The organism is Pedobacter sp. P26, assembly GCF_050632135.1.
Classification (GTDB): domain Bacteria; phylum Bacteroidota; class Bacteroidia; order Sphingobacteriales; family Sphingobacteriaceae; genus Pedobacter.
Genome location: NZ_CP192574.1, coordinates 2,311,806 through 2,333,154, shown reverse-complemented (window position 1 = coordinate 2,333,154; position 21,349 = coordinate 2,311,806). Strand labels below are relative to the sequence as shown.

Genomic DNA, 21,349 nt, shown 5'->3' with positions numbered 1-21,349 from the left:
ATTCATAATCTTAAAAATTAACATTTAGGCCCAAAGAGAAAATGCGCGGACGGGGATAGATGTTGTTATCTACTCCAGAGGCTACCTCTGGATCTAAACCTTTATATTTAGTAATTACAAACACATTTTGCACGCTGGCCGTCAAAGCTAAGTTTGCTTTGGTTTTTAAAATCTGCCCAAAAGCATAGCCTAGATTAACATTATCCATTCTCAGGAATGATGCATTTTGAACGTAATAATCGCTCAATAACTGCTGTGTTTTAAAATTAGTAGTAAGGTAATTTGGTGAAGCATTTAAAATAATGGCCGTGCCTAAAATCTGGTTTAAATTACCGCTCTGGCTATAGTTATTGTTGTAAACATAGTTTCCTAAATTCGCCCTCAAAGTGAAAGATAGGTTCCATTTTTTGTAGCTTAAGTTATTGCTAAAACCTAAAAATACTTTAGGATCGGCCTGTTTCCCTTTTTTGAAATCGTTCTGGTTAATTACCCCATCGCCATTCTGATCTACATAAACGCCTTCAATCGGGTTTCCGTTCTGATCATAAGTCTGCTCGAACAGGTTGAAAGTATTTTTTGGCCCGCCAACTGCGTTGATAAAGGCATTTTGTCCGCCAACACCACCTGCAATGGTTCCACTTGGGAAACCTGCATAATTCGGATCGTTAGGTACCACCGTTAAATTGGTAATGGTATTTTTGTTATAAGTAGCGTTGAAACTGAAATCCCAGTTGAAATCCTTTTCTTTTACCGGATTAAAACCCAGGGTAAGCTCAACACCTTTGTTTTCCATATCGCCTACGTTCACAATGGCCGTAGCCGCGAAGTTTGTTCCGGCAGGTTGTGGAATCAGGTTTAACAAATCGCTCGTTTTCTTTTGGTAAAAATCCAGGCTACCTGTAACGCGGTTATCAAATAAGCCAAAATCTAAACCAATATTGGTTGTTGCTGTTTCTTCCCACTTAATATTGGCAATGTAGGCGCTTGGACGGTACATTTGGTAAAAAGTATTTCCGAACTGGTAAGATGCATTTAAAGCACTTAAACCATAGGTAGACATGTATCCATAATTGCCAATCCCATCCTGTTGTCCTGTAATACCATAACTTGCTCTTACTTTTAAGGCAGATATGGTTTTGTTATCTTTCAAAAATGCTTCGTTTTTAACGGTCCAGGCCAATGCCACAGATGGGAATACACCATATTTATAGGCAGGACCAAAACGTGACGAACCATCGCGGCGTACCGTTGCCGTTAGAAGAAAACGTTCGTCGTAATTATAATTCAATCTTCCGAAATAAGAGATCAAACGGTATTGTGGTTTGTTAAAAGCAAAAGCCGGATCAGAATTAGCCACCTTATTACCATTGGCATCAAAACTTGGATAATAATATTGTGTAGTTAAATAATCATTATAAGAATAACCTGCAGTTGCATCTACCCTACTTTTAATCGATTTAAATTCTTTAATGTAGTTCAGGTAAAAATCCAGCACGGTATTTCTCCTGTTCTGTTTGTATTGGTTATTTACGCCATTACCAACACCATTCAGGTTACCAACAAATGCCTCTGCTGCATTTGGATCAACGAAAACAGTACCTTTACCCGATGCTACATCATAAGCCGCGTTTAAATTAGCATGCAGTTCTGGCAAAAAATGAAAACTATAATCCAGTTGAACATTACCGATACTACGCATAGGCTTAGCACGGTCTTCTCTTTGCTCCAGTAAACCCACCGGATTACGGCCAACCAGATTCACCAATCCTGTTGGTGTAGTAGAATCTAACCATTCCCAATAGCCATTATAGTCTGACCTATTGGTATAAGTAGCTTGAGTTGGGTCGAAACTTACCGCCCCACCAATGGCAGCCGTATTGGCGAAACGCGTTTTCTGCATGCTACCTTTCAGGTTGATATCCAGTTTGAGATGATTATCAAAAAACCTCGGATTGAAAACGAGAGCAGCTGAAGTTTTCTGCAATTGGTCGGTTCTTAACACACCTGTTTGGTTTTGATAACCGATGGACAAACGGTAAGGCAGTTTTTTTACTCCTCCGCTAATGCTGATGTTGTTATCGGTAGAAAAACCATCCTGATAAATCAGATCCTGCCAATTGGTATTAAACGTTCCCAATTGTGCTTTTTGCGCCGAAGTACCTTTTGCATTTACAATCGAGCGGATCTCATCAGCGCTTAACACATCAAGTTGTCTGGTCAGTTTAGAAACCGAGTTTACTGAATTGAAAGTTACTTTTAAGGCATCGCCCAAACCTTTCTTTGTAGTGATGATGATTACCCCGTTGGATGCCCTTGCACCATAAATGGCCGCGGCCGAGGCATCTTTTAACACCGTGAAAGTTTCAATATCATTTGGGTTAATAAAACTCAATGGATTAGATGCACCCGAAACGCCCCCGCTTTCCAAGGGTACACCGTCGATCACAAATAATGGATCGTTACTGGCATTTAATGAGGAACCACCACGAATACGGATGGTGCTGCCGCTTCCCGGCTGACCGCTGTTTGAGGTAATCGAAACACCCGACACCTTACCCGATAACATTTGTTCCGGCGTGCTGATACTGCCCTTTTGGAAATCTTTAACACCTACAACCGCTACCGAACCGGTAAGGTCTTGTTTTCGCGTAGTTCCATAACCTACCACCACTACATCATTTAAGGTAGAAGCATCTTCTATTAAAGTGATGTTTAGAGTGGTGCTTTGAGTAACCGGAACTTCCTTTACTTTATAACCTACCGAGGAGAATTCGAGGATACCAGCCTTTGCAGGTATTTTGATACTAAAGTTTCCATTAGCGTCGGTAGAGGTGGCAATCGCGGTTCCCTTTAAGCGAACGCTTACACCTGGCATACCTAAATTATCAGGCGCTGTTTTAACAACTCCGGTAATGGTTGTCTGCTGTGCAAAAAGATATCCATGGGTAAATATCAATAGTAAAAGCATTAACATCCGCTTGTTACTCCTGATGAAAAATGTAAAAATGTGCATAGAATATTATGGTTAGAATTAACGATACAAATGAAGGCTTTATAGCATTATCCGCTTTGTGCTATTGTTCATTTCTTTTGTGCTAACCGACATATTATTGGTTTAGATGGCGTATTAAGCATTTTTTTTAATGCGATTGTTCTAAACGTCTTGCGTCATTCCCACGCAGGTGGGAACCCTAATGCGACCTGCAATTAGACAAACCTAGCCAAGGCATTACGATTCCCAATCAAGTTGGGAATGACGATACGCAGGTAAATCTCTTGCTCCTCCTCTAACTTCTCATACTAATCCTTCGCAAAAATCAATTATCTTTATCGGCTCAGAATTGTCTGCATAAACCGTCAAATGAACACGTTAACGAGAACTTTTTTCCTGCTCCTCTTTATTTTTTCGATAGGAAACGTTAGCGCACAAAATTTAAAGTTTAAGCACGTCAGTGTAGAAGATGGACTATCGAACAGTACCATCGAATGTATTTTTCAAGATCACCGGGGTTTTATCTGGTTTGGCACACGCGATGGTTTGAACAAATACGATGGCAATCAGATTACCGTTTTCAAACACAGCAAAAACCCGAACAGTATCAGCGATAATTTCGTCAGGTGCATCTTTGAGGATAAAAACCATACCCTTTGGATCGGTACATCAGATGGGCTGAACAGGTTTAATGCCGGGAAAAACAATTTTTCCACTTATCGGTCTAAAGACAAAAAAGCCAGACCAATAACATCATTACCTCGGTTAAAGAAACCGCAAAGGGAATTTGGATTGGCACTTATGGTGGCGGACTAAACTTACTGGATCAAAAATCGAATACCTTCGGCCGGTTTCAATACCATTCGGATCAGAAAAAACCGATCGTAAGAATTACATCAATGATCTGTATTGCGATGCTGATGGAAACATCTGGATGGCAACCGATGCGGGCATCCATGTTTTAAACCTTAAATCAGGTAGTGCGAGAACCATTAAAACATTGGAAAATGAATCTTTCAGGGTCATTAAAAAAGATCCGGATGGCTCCTTTTGGTTCGGAACGGAAGAAAACGGCTTAATCCATTACGATCTTGTCAAAAACGCCATTAAAACCTATCAGCACCAGGAAAAAAATAATAATAGTATCGGCAGTAATCTGGTGAGGGCTATTGTTTTTGATAATCAAAAAAACCTATGGACTGGTGGCATTAACGGAGGTTTAAACCTTTTCAACTCCAAAACCGAAACATTTACACATTACCAGAACGAACCAGGCAATACCCTTAGTTTATCGCAACGTACCGTTTCGGCACTTTATGTCGATCAGCAAGGAAATTTATGGATCGGGACACACCGTGGAGGGGTAAATCTGTATAGTCCGCAGGCAGAAAAATTTAAACTGGTGCGCCAGGAGCCCAACAAAAACAGTTTAAGTTATAATGATGTAAGGGCTTTTCATGAGGATAAAGCTGGCAATATCTATATCGGAACCGATGGCGGCGGACTCGATATTTACAATAAAACGAATAAAACCTTTATCCACCACCGTTATAATCCATTCAACGCCAATAGCGTTGGTGCAGATGCCATTCTCGATATCACCGAAACCAAAAATGGCCTCTTATTAGTTGGTACCTGGGCAGGTGGCTTAAACCAGATGAACAATGATGGTTCTTTTACCCGTTACAACCATAGCGCCAACCCTAATTCCATATCTTCGGATTATGTACAAAAATCGTTCGAAGACAGTAACGGAAACATCTGGATAGGCACTTATTACGGCGGATTAAATCTTTTTGACGCGCAAACTAAACAGTTTAAACGCATTACTGAAGGGAAAAACAGTAGTAAATTAAGTGGAAACAACATTGTTGCCATTAATGAAGATCAATACAAAAACCTATGGATTGGTACAGATGATGGTGGTTTAAACTGTTATAATCTCAATACGCAGGTATTTACCCATTATTTTATGGGCGATGGAAAAAGGCCCGATTTGAGGGTAATTTTTATCGATAGCAAAGGCAATTTATGGGTCGGACAGGCCGGACTTTACCGTTTTAACCGTGCGAAAAACACATTTGAGCTTTACACCACCAAAGCAGGCTTATCAACCGAGTTTATAAAAGGAATTGCGGAGGATGACAAAGGCAATTTTTGGATCTCTACTGCCCATGGCCTGACCAGATTTAATCCGCAGCACCAAAACTTTAAAAAATACAATACAGGAGATGGTTTGCAGGGACTTGAATTTGAAACAAATGCTTATTTAAAAACACGCAATGGTGAAATGTTTTTTGGTGGAGTAAATGGTTTCAATTCATTCTTTCCTGATGATATCCAGACCAACAAATTTATCCCCCGGTTTACCTGACGGAGTTTCAGATTTTTAATCAGAAAATCCTTCCCAACACCGAAGGATCTGTTTTAGAAAAAGATATCAGCTTTACAAAAGAAATCAAGCTGGATTACGATCAGGCTTCGATATCGTTCCGCTTTGCCAGTTTAAACTATGTTGCGAATGAAAACAACAATTATGCTTATAAACTGGAGGGTGAGGATAAAGACTGGATTTTTGCAGGCCACGTGAAGCAGGCATCTTACACCAATTTAGATCCGGGAACCTATACTTTTAAGGTTAGGGCCTCAAACAACGATAATGTTTGGAATACCACCGGAACAACGCTAAAAATTATCATTTCTCCTCCTTTCTGGGCAACCTGGTGGTTTAGGTTAATGGTTATGGCTACAGCCCTGTATTTAACCTATTTAGTGCTGAGTTTTAAACGCAGATTAGAGATCAGAAAAATTGAAGAAGAAAAAAGGGAAGAAATGCACCAGACACAGCTTCAGTTTTTTACCAATATTTCGCATGAGTTCCGTACACCGCTTTCATTAATTTTAGGGCCGATTGAGCGCCTGCTGAAAGAAGATACACAGGAAAGTTTCCAGAGTTATTACAATACTATCCACCGCAATGCCAACCGCTTACTAAGACTCATTAACGAACTGATGGATTTTAGAAAAACAGCATCAGGGGCTTTAAAACTTAATGTAGTAAACGGAAACCTGAACCTTTTTATTGATGAAGTGGCCGAAGAGTTTTCGGAAATGGCGGCCGAAAAGTCGATCAGTTTTACGGTAGAAAAAGAAAATCTTCCAGCCGATATCTGGTTCGACAGGCAGGTGATTGAAAAAATCATCCTCAACCTGATCAACAACTCCATCAAATATACCAAAACTGGTGGAACACTTAAACTGCAGGTGTTTACTGATCTTCGCAATCGCAAACCGGCTTTCGAAAATCAATTACTGATTAAAAGTGATTATGAAGCCAATTCCTATATCTATTTCCGCGTAATTGATAGTGGTATAGGGATTTCGAAAGATTCTATCCAGCATTTATTTGAGCGTTATTACCGGATTACCGAAACGCATTTGGGATCTGGCGTAGGTTTGGCTTTTGTAAAAAGTTTAACGTTGCTGCATAAAGGTTTAATCCAGGTATCGAGCGAACGAAACGAAGGAACGGAGATTATTATCGGTATCCCACGCAGCAAAACAGATTATACCTTAAATGAACAGTTAAGTCAAAACAGCGAGCCTGGTGGCACCCGTTTAGAAAGCATCAGCTATCGCTCAGAAACTGAAGTAACACAACCAGCTACTGAACAAATACCAGCAAATGCCACCAACAGCATTCTTATTGTAGATGATAATGATGAGCTGAGGGCATTTTTAAAGGATACTTTAAGTCCGTTTTATACCATTTCGGAAGCTTCGGACGGTGATTCAGGACTTGAACAGGCGCAAAAAGATCAACCTGATCTCATCATTAGTGATGTGATGATGCCCGGCATGAACGGAACCGAATTCTGTAAGCATATAAAAGAAAATATAGAAACCAGCCATATTCCATTTTTAATGCTCACAGCCAGAAATAGTATTGAGGCAGAAATTGAAGGAGCTGAATCGGGCGCCGATCTTTACTTTACAAAACCCATTAACATTAATCTGCTGCAGCTCACCATTAAAAATATTTTTGAGCAAAGGCAGAAATTGAAAGATCATTATCTAAAAAATAAAGATACCGAACCCAAAGCACTCGCCCACTCGGAAAGGGACAAGGCCTTTTTAACCAAATTGCTATTGATCATTGATGCCGAAATGATCAATCCTGAAATGGATATTGATTATTTATGTAAAGAAATCGGCATGAGCAGAACCAAGCTTTACCAGAAAATAAAATCGATCACAGGACAATCTATTGGCGAATTTGTGCGCTCTGCGAGGCTTAGAAAGGCAATCGAGATCATGAAAACCGAAGATGTGCTGATGACAGAGGTGATGTACCGCATTGGTATTCAAACACAATCTTATTTTACAAAAGCTTTTAAGAAAGAATTCGGGGTAACGCCAACTGGTTACATGCAGAATTTAAAATCTTGAAAAAGGTTATTATACATTTGTAGCCCTGAGAATTAATTTATTATATAAAAGTCAATATATGAGCAATTAACCTACAATTAAGTCCCCCGGGTTACCGTCACTATAAGCGGAGTACTACCTGTACCGATTTTACATCGGTAACGCAGTCGGGAAACCGAAGGAATCTGTCTAGATAGATCTCTCCATTTAGCTGCGCTACAGTCGAGATGACGACCACTCTATTGGAACCTGTCAATGGTAACAAAATTGAAGGTTCTATCATAAGGGTTAATTTAATTAATAAGGGATATGTAAAGCGTAATAAAGATTCTTCACTACGTTCAGAATGACAATTGTATGAATTGTGAAAAAAGTAAAAAAGCCCCTCAATCCTGAGAGGGCTTTTTCATAGTCGTCTATCCCTATAAGTAGGAAATTCAAAACTAATTAATGCGATTTATATTTTTAGGGGTTGAATAAACTGAACAGATTTTTTTCAGCTTAATTCATCTTTAATTTATTTGGGTTTATAGAATTAATGACTTTAACAAAATACTACTCCACTCCCCTTGCATTAGTTGGAATAACATACAACGATTTTGAGGCAGTAATAAAAAGCAGATTTTTATCTTTTCCTCCGAAACATATATTACCACACCATTCTTCAGGTACATCTATATGGCCTATTTTTTCTCCGTTCGGTTTATAGATATTCACCCCTTTTCCGGTTACATAAATATTTCCATTACTATCTAAAGTCATTCCATCAGAATGCTGGTTAAGAATCAACTGTTTATCCAATAATTTAGCATCTGCGCCAATGGCATAACGGTAGGTTTTGTTGGCGTCCATATCAGCAATATACAGGAATTTCCCATCTGGCGTACCTACAATACCATTTGGTTTAACCACGTCATCAGCAACTATAACAGCTTCCTTTTTACCTTTTGGAAGATAATATACCTTTTGTCCCTGAATTTCAGGCGATTTCCTGGACCAGTAATCGCGTTGATAATATGGATCGGTAAAGTAGATACCACCTTTATTATCTATCCAGATGTCGTTTGGTCCGTTCACCTTTTTTCCATCATAATCACTGAAGAGCACTTTTATCTTTTTGTTTTTATCAATAGACCAGATCTGGTTATTTTCGTCGGCACAAACAATCAGGTTACCTTTTTTATCAAAATAAGTACCATTTGCCCTTCCCGATTTATCCATATACAAGCTCAATTTACCATCAACACCGTATTTCCAGATTTTATCATTGGGCTGATCAGTAAAAAAAACGTTTCCTTGTTTATCAACCGAAGCACCCTCGGTAAACTTAAACTGTGCAGAAATCAATTTTAAACTATCCTGAACAAAAAGGTTTTGTTCTGCACTTTGCGCAAAAGAAGCTAAGCTTAAGGCCGAAAATGCCAGAGAGAAGAAGTATTTTTTCATTTGTATTAATTATTTGATCAGACCTCGCAGGTTTTAAAAACCTGCGAGGTCTATGCCGGTAAAGATATTAACTTACCCTTTTCCCTTTAAGTAACATATTCAACGCATCGTTCAGCGTTCCGGCTTTTTGCACTTCGCCTTCATTTACAAAATAAATTTCATCCGCGTTTTCGATGGTATTTAAACGGTGGGCTATAATTACCAATGTTGTTTCTTTCGACAGTTTATTTAAAATACTACCCAAAAGTTGTTCGGTTATGGTATCGATATTTGCTGTAGCTTCATCAAGAATCAATAATTCAGGATTTCTAAGCACTGCACGCATAAAAGCAATCAGCTGTTTCTGGCCTAAACTGATGCTGTCTGATTCTGAAGTAATCTGCGTATTTAGCCCTTCATCAAAAATGGCCAAAAGGGCGTTCAAGTTGGCTTCTTCGATTATTTTTTCCAGCTTTTCATCACTCACGTCTTTATATTGACTACTACCGTATAAAATATTCTCTTTTACGGTTCCGGTAAATAAAAATGGCTCTTGCAGTATAAAACCGATTTTTTGTGTCCTTTCTTCAGCGGAAAATGAACGGATGTCTTTTCCATTTAACAAAACTGTGCCTTTTGTAGCATCATATAAACGTGAAATTAATGAAGCCGTTGTGGTTTTTCCACCTCCGGTTGGTCCAATCAAAGCATAAGTTTTACCCTTTTCGAACCTTAAATTGATGTTATGCAGGATTTCTTTACTATCGTCATAAGAAAAATGAACATTTTTAAACTCAAGCAAAGCATCCGAAGTAACATTTTCTTCAGCTTTAACCTGTTGTAGGTCGCTCTCTAACGACAGGATTTGCGATATCCTGTCCCAACCCGCCATAGCGACCTGGAAACTGGTCCAAAGAGCCGCCAGCTGCCTCAGCGGATTATAAAAATTAGTGGTGTAAGAAATATAACTCACCAATAAACCCAGGGTAAAATTGCCCGTGGAAATTAAATAAATACCAAATAGTAAGGTAATTAATTGCGCAATACTCGATAATAGCCCGTAAACAGGGACAAAAATATTGTTGGCTAAACCCGCACCAATCGCTGTTTTATAGTTTTCGGTATTGGCTTCATTAAAACGTTTCCTAAAATAATCCCTGCGGTTAAAGGCGATAATTACTTTAAAGTTGTTCAGGCTTTCCTGTATTTCGGCGCTCATTCCGCCAACACTTTTTAAATTTTTAGCATTTTTTCCTTTTACCCAGGGTGATAAAGCCACTGTAAAAAGAACGATCAACACGGCTGGCGAAAGTGTTGCCGCGCCAAGCTCTGGGTTTATCGATAGCAGGAAAATACCGGCACCAATCATGGTTACAATACTACCGATAAACTGCATTAGGGATTGCGAGAAAAACTGGTTCAGCTTATCTGTATCGTTGTTTACCCTCGAAATCAGATCACCCGCTTTGTTCTGGTTAAAAAACGAAACGGGTAATTCCTGTAATTTATTAAAAATGGAATTGCGTAAAGTGTATAACATCCGCTGGCCTATTCCGCCCATCAACCGGGTTTGGGTATAACCGGTAACCATGGCCATCATATACATCACCAATAAGATGCCACCAAAAATAAGCACACCATGAAATTGTTTGGTGCGTATATAGGTATCAACCGTATGGCCGACCAATAATGGTCCCAAAAGCAATAAACCTGAATTTACTAAAATGGCAATCAGCGCCAGCCACAGGTTTTTACGTTCAGCCGAAATGAGTTTGAGCAGGCTTTTCAGCGCTTTATAAGTCGATTGCTTTTCCTGCTTGCCACTAAGCTGGTTAAGATTGTAGTTCATAATTACTGGTGCTCTGTTGTGAATTGTAAATCTGAACATATTCAGGACTGCTTTTCAGCAATTCCTGATGGGTTCCTTCTGCAATGATTTCGCCCTGCATCAGCAAGATCACTTTGTCGTAATGTGCAACAGAAGCTATTTTTTGGGTAATAGAAAGTAAAGTTAAGCCCGGATAATTCTGCTGGATGTTCTCCAAAATTCTCTTCTCCGTATCGGTGTCCACACGTGCGGTAAAATCATCCAGTAATAAAATCTTCGGATTTACAGCCAGGGCTCTTGCTAACATAATCCGCTGTTTTTGTCCTCCCGAAAGGCTATTCCCCCGTTCCGAAACAATTGTATTTAATTGATCGGGCAAAGCATCTACAAAATCCTTAAGTTCGGCAGTAGCAATGGCTTTCGCTAGAGATTCATCTGTAACGGTATCGCTAAAGGCAATATTTTCCCTGATGCTCATGTTAAACATGATGCTATCCTGAAACACAAAACCAACCTGTTTATGAAAATCCTCCTGGTTATATTGCTTAATATCCTGACCATCAAACAATACCGCTCCCGAATCGGCTTCGATCAAACCTGTTAAAATATAAAGCAGCTGTGTTTTCCCGGCAGCCGTAGGACCGATAATAGCTGTCTTCGAACCTGCCCTGGCAGAAAATGAAATGGATTTTAAAACTGGTTTTTGCCCAAAGTTTAAGTTTATATCTTTCACTTCCACATCGCCCTTTAACTGTGAAGTTAATGTACCAGGATGATTGATCTCTGCCGCATTGAGCACACTTTCAATCCTTTGGTAAGAAGCTGTAGCCTGTGCGATAACATTGCTCATAAAACCGATTACCAAAATGGGAAATATAATGAGTGTAAGGTAACTGCTAAAAGCGGTAAACTCTCCCAGGCTCATCGAATTGGTAATTACAAAATGACCACCAAGCACTAAAATGCACAAACCAGATAAATTGGCTGTAAAAACTATAACCGGGATCAAGGCTGCAAACATGCGCAGAATGGATATTCCTAAATCTCTCGCTTTGGCATTCGCATCTATAAATTTATGGTATTCTAAAGCTTGTGAATTAATTACCCGGATTAATGCCGAGCCTAAAATGCTTTCGCTGATTACCTTGTTTAGCCAATCGATCACTTCCCTGCTTTTTTTGAAAAGCACTTTTACCTTACTTAACACATAAAAGAACGCGCCGCCAATAATGGGCACAATCGCAATTACACAAAGTGCCAGTTTCCAGTTAATCATTAAGAGCAGGATGCTTGCCCCAACAATTAAAAATATAGACGAGCAGATAGAGACAATAGCCTGCGAAACAAACATTTTAATCGAATCGGCATCTGCAGTAAGGTTAGTTAGCAGTTTTGAAGGGTTAGCCTGAATAACATAGGCATGGCTTTGTCTCGAAATCTGATCAGATAACCTTGTTCTTAAATCTCTTGCCACACGTTCAGAAGCATAGGTTTGCACAATGCTCTGCAAATAAGTAAAAATAAATACCAGAACAATGGCCAGCGAAAACTGAAGCAGTATGGATTGAAGATTAAAAGTTTTGTTGATGTAAGAATCTATACCACTGGCAATAATCTTCGGTAAGAGTAAATTGATACCGTTACTGAGCAACGCAAACAGAATCAGCATAAAAATTAAGCCCCTGTAGTTTCCAAGTAAATTGAAAATACTCGGCTTTTTGGCTTCTTTGGTTTTTTCCATATCAATGAGAAGATACCTTAAATTGTAGGTTCCAAATTTAGCCGAAAGAAATGATTAAATGACTGAAATTATTGAATTAGAGAATGTAATTTATTCGAGGGATATTCTCAGTCGATAATTCAATCATTCTCTAATTCAATAATTATCCTACTTGCTCTCCTTCAAAACCATATCAATAGTAATGGCAGTCGCCACAATTGCCACTTTTTGACTGCTTTCTGCATAACTGGGATCAATAGAAACATTGTATTTATCTGCAGTGGTAAAAACCTCTTTCAAAGCGCCAGCCCATTTTTTACTTATTTTGCCCATTTCGGCACCTGCATTATTGGTGATGGTAAAATTCCAGGCCTTCCAATCGCCTGATATTTTTGCAATCTCCTCTCCTGAAGTTGGACTGGAAATAGTAAAAGTTGGTTTAAAGAGTTTAAATTTTTGTTTAATAATACCCACCTCAACACCAAGGGGATCGGTAACAATAATTTTCGACATCCAAAATGTCCAGCCTCTTGTAATGGTCGCCTGCAACTGGTCGTTGATGTCGGTAATTTCTAATTTAAAAGGCATCATGCGCTTATCAACTAATAAGGTTAGAACCTTGTGCCAGCCAGAAATGCGTTGTTTAATAATCCCGATCTGTACGCCCTGATCGTTGTAAACTTTGTACTCGTTCGCAAACTTTAAAAAGTTTACTTTCTCATCAATAAAATATTCGTCGCTTAAAAAAATGGAGGAATCTGCTTGTTCATATTGTAGATTTAATGTTAGATAAGTTGCTAAAATATATATTTTTTTCATTCCTATTTGAAGTAGCTTCGTTCTGCAGCTTGTTGCCATCCTGAGGAATAATTTATTATATAAAAATCAATATGATTAACAGAAATTAATCTATTCATAAAAATCCCTCTCTAGTTGCTGTCATTTCGAGCGGAGTGCTACCTGTATCGATTTTCATCGGTAACGCAGTCAAGAACCACGTAGTGCCCAGCGAAGATAAATCTATCTTGATAGATCTCTCCATTTCGCTGCGCTTCATCCGATAACTATCGGATCGAAATGACGGCGATTTTTTAAATCTGTCATTGATAGCCTGTTTAACGGGCCAAGTATGCACAGATTAACACGGAGGCATTTGTGCAATATGCCAAACAAATGAACAAATAATCAATGAACCAATAAACATTGCTACCTTTGCAATAAAAGCCATTGAAGAAAATGGTTAAACCCCAATAAAATGATTGAAATAGGAAAATACAACGAGTTAAGGATTTTAAGCAAAACAGAAGCTGGATTAAACTTAACTGACGGCGATAAACTGGTCATTCTGCCTTACCAATACGTTCCGAATGGTGTAGAAATTGGCGATAACATTAATGTATTTGTGTTTGTACAGAAAGATGGCCGCTTAACCGGAACCACCCAGAAAGCTTATGCTGAAGTGGGCGATTTTGCTTTTTTGAAAGTGGTTTCTGATGGTGATGATGGCGTTTTTATGGACCTCGGTATTGATAAAGATGTATATGTGCCAGATCGCGAGCAAAAAGGCCAATGCAAAAAGGCTATAAATATGTGGTTTACCTGTATTTAGACGAAAGTAATGATCGCCTGTTGGCTTCTTCTAAACTATATGATTTTGTTGAAGAAGATGGCTTTGATTTTGAAGAAGGTGATGAAGTAAGCTTGTTAATCACAGAAGAAACAGACCTTGGTTATAATGCCATTATCAACAATACTTATATCGGTTTGCTTTACAATAACGAGGTTTTCGATAATGTTCAACCTGGCGAAATGCGCAAGGGCTGGATCAAGAAAATCCGCGTGGAAGGTAAGATCGATTTAACCTTACAACCAAGCGGTTACGGCCATATCCTTGATTCCAAAGAGATGATGTTAAGGGAGTTAAAAAGAGTGGCGGTGTGATCGAACTGGGCGATAAAAGCTCTCCCGAAGACATTTATCACCGTTTCCAGATCAGTAAAAGCGCCTTTAAGAAAACCATTGGATCATTGTACAAAGAACGTTTGATTGTACTTTCTGACGATTCGATCAGATTGCTGACAGATGAAGACGCTGAATAGTAATAAAATAACATAAAAATCATCATTTCGAGCGAAGTAAAACGTAGTGGAGAAATCTGCTCATAGATCTCTCCACTACGGTCGAGATGACGAAACTTGTTACTAGCCAGGAAAACACAGATTAACACTGGATAGATCTCTGATCAGTTACTTTACTCGCTTTGTCATCCTGAGCGGAGTCGAAGGACCTACGCGCTACAGTTGAGATAAAAAGAGTTGCTTTGTGCCTTCATGACTTTTTGGTAAAATCTAATTCAAATTAAACTTCTCACTCTGAATTTTCACTGCATTAGAAGCCGAAACAATGGCCACAATCATAATTCCGATCACAATGGCCAAAATCACCTGTAAAGTGGAGTAAACCTTGGTTCCTGAAACAAAAATTTCCGATCCTTTAATCAACTCGTTCCCAACTTTAGATTGTATTTTAATGAGCGCAGAAAGTTTAGCTAAAGTCTGTTTTGCTGCATTCCTACCCACCGACTCATAAATTATCTTACCCTCTGTGCCAGCCATGTTCAAAATTTTAGCCTCCAATCCTTGCTGAACAGTTATAGCCTTTTTAAGGTCGTTTAGAAAGCTTTTCTCCTGCTTTACCAATAAAGTAAGTTCGTATTTGTTAATTACCGAATCTATTTTACGGTTATGCTTATTCATTTTAATCATACCAGTTGAGGGATGAACAGCACCATTGCCCAACAATATCTCTTGAAGGATCTCATTTTTATAATGCAGATTTTCGGCAATAAAATATAAGTCTGTTGCAGGTACAAGCCTGTCATTGTACATCGAAATAAAAGATTCATTAATCTTTTCTACACTTTTATCTTCCAAAAAACGGATTAATAAGGTGCAGCACATGATACAGAAAAGCAGGAAAGCGATTTTTAACTTATTTTTAAGACTAAATGCAAATTTCATCATATAATTCGGTTAATATGTTCGATCATAATGATTATCTCATGTTCCTAATGCACCACAAAGGCACGAAAAAACAAAGAAATAACTTTATGGCTAACTTATTTAATTTGTACAGCACGAGAACAAAAAATTGTGCCTTAGTGTCTTCGTGGTTATCTTCTTCTAAAAGTAATCCTCCTGCGCTGTCTTCGCGAAAAGCTGTGGCGCAAAATTGACTAAATATAACTCTTTTTTCGCACGGGTTACCGCAGTATATAACCAGCGTAGAAAATCAAGATCGATCATTTCTTCTGTAAGATAACCCTGGTCAGCAAAAACAGCATCCCACTGTCCACCCTGTGCTTTATGACAGGTTACCGCATAAGCAAACTTAATTTGCAGGGCGTTATAAAAAGGATCGGCTTTTATGGCCAGCATCCGTTGCCGTTTATTGGCAATATGCTCATAATCTTCATTAAGCCCGTCAAAAAGCTTCTTATTTTGTTCGTAAGGCAGATTTGCACTTTCTAAATTGAGCGTATCCAGCATGACTTTACAGCTAATCTGTCCTGCCGCCGGAAAATCCATAAACTCTAAATTTGCATCGGCAAAGCGGAAGCCATAACGTTCTTCCTCTCCCCTTACGCGGATCACTTTCGCCATATCGCCATTGGCAATAAAAGCAGTATCCTCGTTCTCAGGCAGCCAGAAATAATTATTCCGCACTACCATAATCTGATCGCCCCCTGTTAACTCCTCTTCACGGTATAACAATCTCGCCCTGATTTGCTGGTTATACACATTGGCCGATTTATTGGAACGGCAAACCACCAGGGTATTTTCCATGCCGAATTTGCGGTAAGCATACTCCAGGCCTTCTACCAGGCGTGCACCGGCCATGTTATAAATATCAGTGTAGTTTTTAGTCAGGAATTTAGGTAATGGATTTTCAGGATTTTTGGCAATCTGGTTTCGCAGCATAGTGGCATTGGCCAAAATTCCAGATTTTTTTCCCTGCCTAACCACTTCTTTGAGTTCAACCGACGAAACGGTTAAGGCAAATTTATCTTTAAGATATTGTTCGTTCAATGCCGGACTATCTAAACTCCCCACAGGAGGCAATTGTGCGGTATCGCCCACAAAAAGCAGGAAACAGTTTTTAGTATTGTATACAAATTCGAGCAGATCCCTTAAGATCGAAGAGCCTGTTTCATTAAATTCATCAGCAATCATCGAAGCCTCATCAATGATAAAAAGCGTATTCTCGGAGAGATTTGGGCCCAGCTGGAACTGCATTTCGGGCGATGCTGCTGAACGTTTCCGGTAAATTCGTTTATGTATGGTTAATGCTTTTCTGTACGAATACTGGCTCATAACCTTTGCCGCCCTTCCGGTTGGGGCAAGCAATTCGCTACGCAGGTTAAATTTAGCCAGCACCTTAACCAGGGCCGCTACAGAAGTAGTTTTACCCGTACCTGCATAACCTTTTAATACAAAACAGCGGTATTCATCCTCCTGTTGCAAAAACACCGACATCCGCTCGCAAAAAAGCAACTGCTCTTTGGTTGGTGTATGCTCGTATGCTGAGGCAATAAGCTGGCTTTTATCCTGGATCATTTAAGGCTAATTCTGAATGGTTAATTGGTTAACTGACTTTGAACTATCACTGGTTTATTTGGTAACTGAAAACTTTCAACTGAAAAATGGGTTAACTGTTTACCGCTACCGTTCTAAAAAACAATCTTTTTTTGTTTTGAAAAGCAATTGCAATGCTAATCGGTTACGATAGTCCGTCTTTCCGCTATATCCCCGATGAAAAAATCGGGGGATGCCGCTGCAATACGGTTTAGGTGGCAAAGGTAATGCTCTTTTCTAAGTGCTCCTTATCTCAACAATAAAACAATGTAAAAATTAAGCAATTTAAACTACAGAAGTAGTGTTTCTATGCGGTGTGCCATGACCATATTTTGTTTTTTGCTATAACTGAAAATGGTAAAATGGCCATCCTGAGAGGCTACCAAACCAATAGATTGGGGCTGATCGTTAACAAACTGGGCCACAGAAAAGTGCCTCGTCCCTCCAAGCTGTCCGGGATAAAGGATTTTATCTTCTCCGCCAACAATCGGCTCCGAAAAAGCAATCTGCTCTACTGTTGGTTTACCTTTAGCACGGCCTATTTTTGCGCCAAATGCAATCAGATCAAATTCTTCGTTGATGATTGTTGCACCATCAACAGCAGTTAAACCAGCCAAATGCTCTACCTCACGGCGAACAGCGCCCTGCGAGAAAATTTCACTCTGATTTCCGTTCTGTTTCGCCAGGTTTGACAATCCACAAAATGGAGGTTCTACCAAATATTGTATCGGGTGGATAATGGATTCCTCCCATTTCGTATCTCCTTTAGGTACAATCAACAATGCCCCACCCCGGCCATGCGCACGCATCGAAACCGAAAACTGGATCAGGATATTAATCGGATCGTTCCAGCTCGCTAAAACGGTTAAATCCAACAGCGCCTGCAAAATCGGTGGACAGTCTTTATTGGTACAGCTCCTATCATCAACAATGCGGATCTGCTCGCCTTTTAGCACAGCAACGTTGGTAAACTTGCCAATGCCATAAATCCTCCGGTGTTTAATTACGATTAATCCCGGTTCAGAAACATCCACTACAAAACAAAAGTTCGGAATATTAAGGGTTGTACCCCAGATGTAAAGTTCTCCATCTTCTTCCCAAACGCCCAGGTGGATTCCAGAACGTTCAATCCCAGGTGCTATTTTGGTTAAGGTATTCGCATTTAACGCTAACTTTTTGGCAAAAAGCAATGGTTTTGAGGTTTGTTCCGGAGGTAAAAAAGCAATAGAAATCCGCGGCGAATGCCCCTCCTCCTTTCGCAGGCTGCTCCAAAAAGCAACATCAATTATCGCTTCAATTATTTTTTGATCAGGTTGAGTAGCCAAATCTATCTCACCCTGTTCAATTGCATTTTTATGCAGTTTAACAAAATGTTGTTCTATCGTTGCTGCAATCGTGTTTGCCGCTTTATAGGTAGGCTTATAACTCATGTTCCGAATTTAAGCCGAATATTTTAATTTTTGAATAGCCGAAAGGTTTGATTTTGGTAAAAAAACAAAGACATTTTTACCACAGATCTTCACAGACACAGATATTTTAGATACACTTTTAATTGCAAATCACGCAGAGAAAGGGATGAACCACAAAGGCACAAAGAACACAAAGTTAATCGTATATTTTTTGGGCGAATATAAATTCACTAAGTGAACTAAGGTGTCTCAGGTGGTAAAAAGGTTCATTGGGCAATTAGAAAGCGAAATGGCTAGGAATTGTTTCCGTGTCTTCTGTGTTTCCGTGGCCTATGTATATCAGTTCACTTATTAAGTTAAAAATTTACACAAGAGATCTGTGTTTATCATTTTTATCTGTGGTAAAAATTCAATACACTTTTAATTGCAAATCACGCAGAGAAAGGGATGAACCACAAACAAAGAACACAAAGTTAATCGTATATTTTTGGGCGAATATAAATTCACTAAGTGAACTAAGGTGTCTCAGGTGGTAAAAAGGTGCATTGGGCAATTAGAAAGTAAAATGGCTGGGAATTGTTTCCGTGAACTCCGTGGCAAAAAACTAAAACATAAGGGGGAAAATCAAAAATTTAACCTCATCTTACCGTTAATCCTTAAAAAACTCTATTTTTGTTTCAATGAGTAACAATAGTCTCTTATTGGTCGACCCAAACTTTAACACAGCTGCGTCTGCAAACTGCCATTTATTGTTAAAAATAACGAATGACAGCTTTTCTTATGCGGTGGTTAATAAGGATAAAGAAGAGATTAACCTCATTTTTGATAAACAGGGCTGTGAAAATGTTGAGAAAGACCTCAAATTGGCTTTTGAAACAGATTCCTATCTTTCTTTAAATTATGGAGCGGTTAAAGCAGCAATACATACTTCTAATTTCATTTTTATTCCTGATGAGTGGTTTGATCACGAAAATCTAGCTATTTATGCCCAATACCTCGGTTCGGATGCAAAAGTTTATTCCAAACACAATAAAGAACTTGGTTTTAACACCGTTTTTTGTTTAAATGATGAAGTAAAAGCAAATTTACCACAGGAAGCCGATTTATTTCCACAATCAGAACCGCTGGTAGCTTTATTTAGCCATTTAGCCGATGAATCTTTACTAATCGATTTTACTGCAGTATCATTCAATGTACTGTATACCAAAGACAAAAAGGTTGTTTTTCAAAACCATTACGAATCAGAAACTGCCGAAGAGTTTAATTATTTCCTGTTGTTAATGATTGAACAATTAAGCTTAAATGATGCCATTCCTGTTTATATTCAGGGCATTATTAATGAAGACGACGAACATTACAATTGTTTGTTAAAATATTTCAATCAACTTTATTTCTTCTTTCCGGCCGGAAAACAAAAAAATAGTGAGTTATTGACCGATATGCCTAAACATTATTTCAGCGGCCTGCTTGCTTTAGATTTATGCGAATAATCGGTGGCAAATTAAAGGGTATCCGTTTGCAGCCCCTGCAAATTTACCGGTACGTCCTACTACGGATATGGCCAAAGAAGCGCTGTTTAACATCCTGAACAACAAATACGATTTCGAAGCCTGTTCCATACTCGATTTATTCTGTGGTACCGGAAACCTTACCTTCGAATTTGCCTCACGTGGAGCAGAAAGTATTTTAGCCATTGATATGGATTATGGCTGCGTAAACTGGGTAAAAAATACGGCTAAGCAACATCAGTTTGATCAGATCGATGTACGTAAAGGCGATGTGTTCAAGTTATTAAAACAAATGACTGGTGCTTACGATCTGATCTTTGCCGATCCGCCCTACAATATGCCTAACATTCCACAGATTCCGGTGATGGTAAAAGAGCAACAATTGCTTAAACCCGATGGCTTGTTGATTGTAGAACACCAAAGTAACATGAAACTGAACAGCCAGCCCGGCTACACCGAAACTAGAAAATACGGCAATTCATCGTTCAGCTTTTTTGAGTTATAGTAGTTCAATTGTTCATTGGTCATTAGTCCATTAGTTAATGGCGCATAGTTAATTTATTTTTAAAAAGTGAGCATTTAGCGCGTTGTGGCAGCCTTTAGTCCTGCTTTTCATTGCAAGTCCTCACCCGATGAAGAATCGGGTTCCGGGCTTTCCATTGCAATCAGGCTTAAAATGAACGGTCTGTTCCAGTATAGTGCCATAGATCACCTTAATGTTCTAAATTTCTTAATGGTGGCAAATCCTAAGCAAAGACTATTCTGTGCAATCTGTGTTTCCGTGGCAAAAAATACCGAAGCCGCTGAATCGTCATGCTGAATTTATTTCAGCATCTTTTAGTATAAAGACCCTGAATTAAATTCAGGGTGACGACCGACTGAATTTGAGATGAATCCAACTTCGTCCTTTCGCTATAAAAATCTATATTTGAATCATGAAGATAGCACTATTTCCAGGCTCATTTGATCCGATCACCATCGCCCATGTCAATATTCTACAACGTGCTACCCCACTTTTCGATAAAATTGTAGTGGGTATCGGACTAAACAGTTCTAAACAGAATTTCTTAAGTGCAGAGCAGCGTCTTCAGATTTTACAGACTGTTTTTAAGGGCTATCAAAATATCGAAATCCAAACTTATGAAGGCTTAACAGTAGACTTCTGCCGAAAAATTGACGCCACCTATATGGTACGTGGTATCCGTTCAGCTGCTGATTTTGAATATGAACGAGCCATTGCACAGATCAATCAGACCATGATGCCTGAAGTAGAAACCATCCTGCTTTTAAGCAAACCCGAATACTCAGCCATCAGTTCAACTATTGTTCGCGATATTTTGAGAAACCACGGCGATGTGAGCCCATTTGTACCCAAAGAGGCACTTGGTTTTTTATAGTTTTTGTT

17 protein-coding genes are annotated in these 21,349 nt (G+C 39.0%); 9 read left to right on the top strand and 8 right to left on the bottom strand.

The window, feature by feature from the left end:
- Positions 1-10: 10 nt before the first annotated feature.
- Positions 11-3,013 carry a SusC/RagA family TonB-linked outer membrane protein gene (locus tag ACQ86H_RS10705; RefSeq protein ID WP_431294826.1) on the bottom strand — a complete coding sequence of 1,001 codons (3,003 nt, stop codon included), beginning with the start codon at positions 3,011-3,013 and terminating at the stop codon, positions 11-13.
- A gap of 348 nt (positions 3,014-3,361) precedes the next feature.
- Between ACQ86H_RS10705 and ACQ86H_RS10700 the strand changes: the two genes are divergently transcribed.
- The 3 genes from ACQ86H_RS10700 to ACQ86H_RS10690 are packed head-to-tail and all read left to right on the top strand — an operon-like array spanning position 3,362 to position 7,441.
- Positions 3,362-3,808 carry a ligand-binding sensor domain-containing protein gene (locus ACQ86H_RS10700; RefSeq protein ID WP_431294825.1) on the top strand — a complete coding sequence of 149 codons (447 nt, stop codon included), beginning with the start codon at positions 3,362-3,364 and terminating at the stop codon, positions 3,806-3,808.
- Positions 3,780-5,366, top strand: a complete 1,587-nt coding sequence (locus ACQ86H_RS10695; RefSeq protein WP_431294824.1) for a ligand-binding sensor domain-containing protein — start codon at positions 3,780-3,782, stop codon at positions 5,364-5,366. Before ACQ86H_RS10700 ends, ACQ86H_RS10695 begins: the two co-directional genes overlap by 29 nt.
- Positions 5,345-7,441, top strand: coding sequence for a response regulator (locus ACQ86H_RS10690; protein ID WP_431295375.1), 2,097 nt, complete (start codon positions 5,345-5,347; stop codon positions 7,439-7,441). The genes ACQ86H_RS10695 and ACQ86H_RS10690 overlap by 22 nt, the downstream gene beginning before the upstream one ends.
- A gap of 534 nt (positions 7,442-7,975) precedes the next feature.
- Here ACQ86H_RS10690 and ACQ86H_RS10685 read toward each other — a convergent pair.
- From ACQ86H_RS10685 to ACQ86H_RS10670, 4 genes are all read right to left on the bottom strand, one after another.
- The gene (locus ACQ86H_RS10685) at positions 7,976-8,866 is read right to left on the bottom strand and encodes an SMP-30/gluconolactonase/LRE family protein (protein WP_138821927.1); all 891 of its coding nucleotides are present in this window, start codon (positions 8,864-8,866) and stop codon (positions 7,976-7,978) included.
- 67 nt (positions 8,867-8,933) lie between these two features.
- Complete coding sequence (locus tag ACQ86H_RS10680) at positions 8,934-10,694, bottom strand: ABC transporter ATP-binding protein (RefSeq protein ID WP_431294823.1); 1,761 nt, start codon at positions 10,692-10,694, stop codon at positions 8,934-8,936.
- Positions 10,678-12,414, bottom strand: coding sequence for an ABC transporter ATP-binding protein (locus tag ACQ86H_RS10675; protein WP_431294822.1), 1,737 nt, complete (start codon positions 12,412-12,414; stop codon positions 10,678-10,680). Before ACQ86H_RS10675 ends, ACQ86H_RS10680 begins: the two co-directional genes overlap by 17 nt.
- 147 nt (positions 12,415-12,561) lie before the next feature.
- A complete protein-coding gene (locus tag ACQ86H_RS10670) occupies positions 12,562-13,212 on the bottom strand; it encodes an LURP-one-related/scramblase family protein (RefSeq protein WP_431294821.1) in 651 nt (216 codons plus the stop codon).
- Positions 13,213-13,648: 436 nt separating this feature from the next.
- Here ACQ86H_RS10670 and ACQ86H_RS10665 point away from each other — a divergent pair, with 436 nt between their 5' ends.
- From ACQ86H_RS10665 to ACQ86H_RS10655, 3 genes are read left to right on the top strand one after another with little or no spacing between them, the layout of a single operon-like run.
- Positions 13,649-14,002, top strand: a complete 354-nt coding sequence (locus ACQ86H_RS10665) for a S1-like domain-containing RNA-binding protein (protein WP_431294820.1) — start codon at positions 13,649-13,651, stop codon at positions 14,000-14,002.
- On the top strand, positions 13,963-14,334 hold the full coding sequence (locus ACQ86H_RS10660) for a hypothetical protein (protein ID WP_431294819.1): 372 nt from the start codon (positions 13,963-13,965) through the stop codon (positions 14,332-14,334). Before ACQ86H_RS10665 ends, ACQ86H_RS10660 begins: the two co-directional genes overlap by 40 nt.
- Positions 14,331-14,492, top strand: a complete 162-nt coding sequence (locus tag ACQ86H_RS10655) for a hypothetical protein (RefSeq protein ID WP_431294818.1) — start codon at positions 14,331-14,333, stop codon at positions 14,490-14,492. Before ACQ86H_RS10660 ends, ACQ86H_RS10655 begins: the two co-directional genes overlap by 4 nt.
- Before the next feature lie 249 nt (positions 14,493-14,741).
- Here the strand turns inward: ACQ86H_RS10655 and ACQ86H_RS10650 are convergent, their stop codons facing one another.
- From ACQ86H_RS10650 to ACQ86H_RS10640, 3 genes are all read right to left on the bottom strand, one after another.
- A complete protein-coding gene (locus ACQ86H_RS10650) occupies positions 14,742-15,416 on the bottom strand; it encodes an MCP four helix bundle domain-containing protein (RefSeq protein WP_431294817.1) in 675 nt (224 codons plus the stop codon).
- Positions 15,417-15,575: 159 nt separating this feature from the next.
- Positions 15,576-17,009 (bottom strand): ATP-dependent DNA helicase, encoded by a 1,434-nt coding sequence (locus tag ACQ86H_RS10645; RefSeq protein ID WP_431294816.1) that lies wholly within the window; start codon positions 17,007-17,009, stop codon positions 15,576-15,578.
- 308 nt (positions 17,010-17,317) lie between these two features.
- Complete coding sequence (locus tag ACQ86H_RS10640) at positions 17,318-18,457, bottom strand: putative sensor domain DACNV-containing protein (protein ID WP_138821933.1); 1,140 nt, start codon at positions 18,455-18,457, stop codon at positions 17,318-17,320.
- A gap of 659 nt (positions 18,458-19,116) precedes the next feature.
- On the opposite strand from ACQ86H_RS10640, the gene ACQ86H_RS10635 reads away from it, so the two are divergent.
- The 3 genes from ACQ86H_RS10635 to coaD all read left to right on the top strand — a co-directional run bounded on the left by ACQ86H_RS10635 (position 19,117) and on the right by coaD (position 21,341).
- Complete coding sequence (locus ACQ86H_RS10635) at positions 19,117-19,926, top strand: DUF3822 family protein (protein WP_431294815.1); 810 nt, start codon at positions 19,117-19,119, stop codon at positions 19,924-19,926.
- Positions 19,927-19,993: 67 nt separating this feature from the next.
- Positions 19,994-20,449 carry an RsmD family RNA methyltransferase gene (locus ACQ86H_RS10630; protein ID WP_431294814.1) on the top strand — a complete coding sequence of 152 codons (456 nt, stop codon included), beginning with the start codon at positions 19,994-19,996 and terminating at the stop codon, positions 20,447-20,449.
- Positions 20,450-20,879: 430 nt separating this feature from the next.
- Positions 20,880-21,341: a pantetheine-phosphate adenylyltransferase gene (gene coaD, locus ACQ86H_RS10625; RefSeq protein ID WP_138821936.1), complete on the top strand. Its 462-nt coding sequence runs from the start codon at positions 20,880-20,882 to the stop codon at positions 21,339-21,341.
- Positions 21,342-21,349 lie beyond the last annotated feature (8 nt).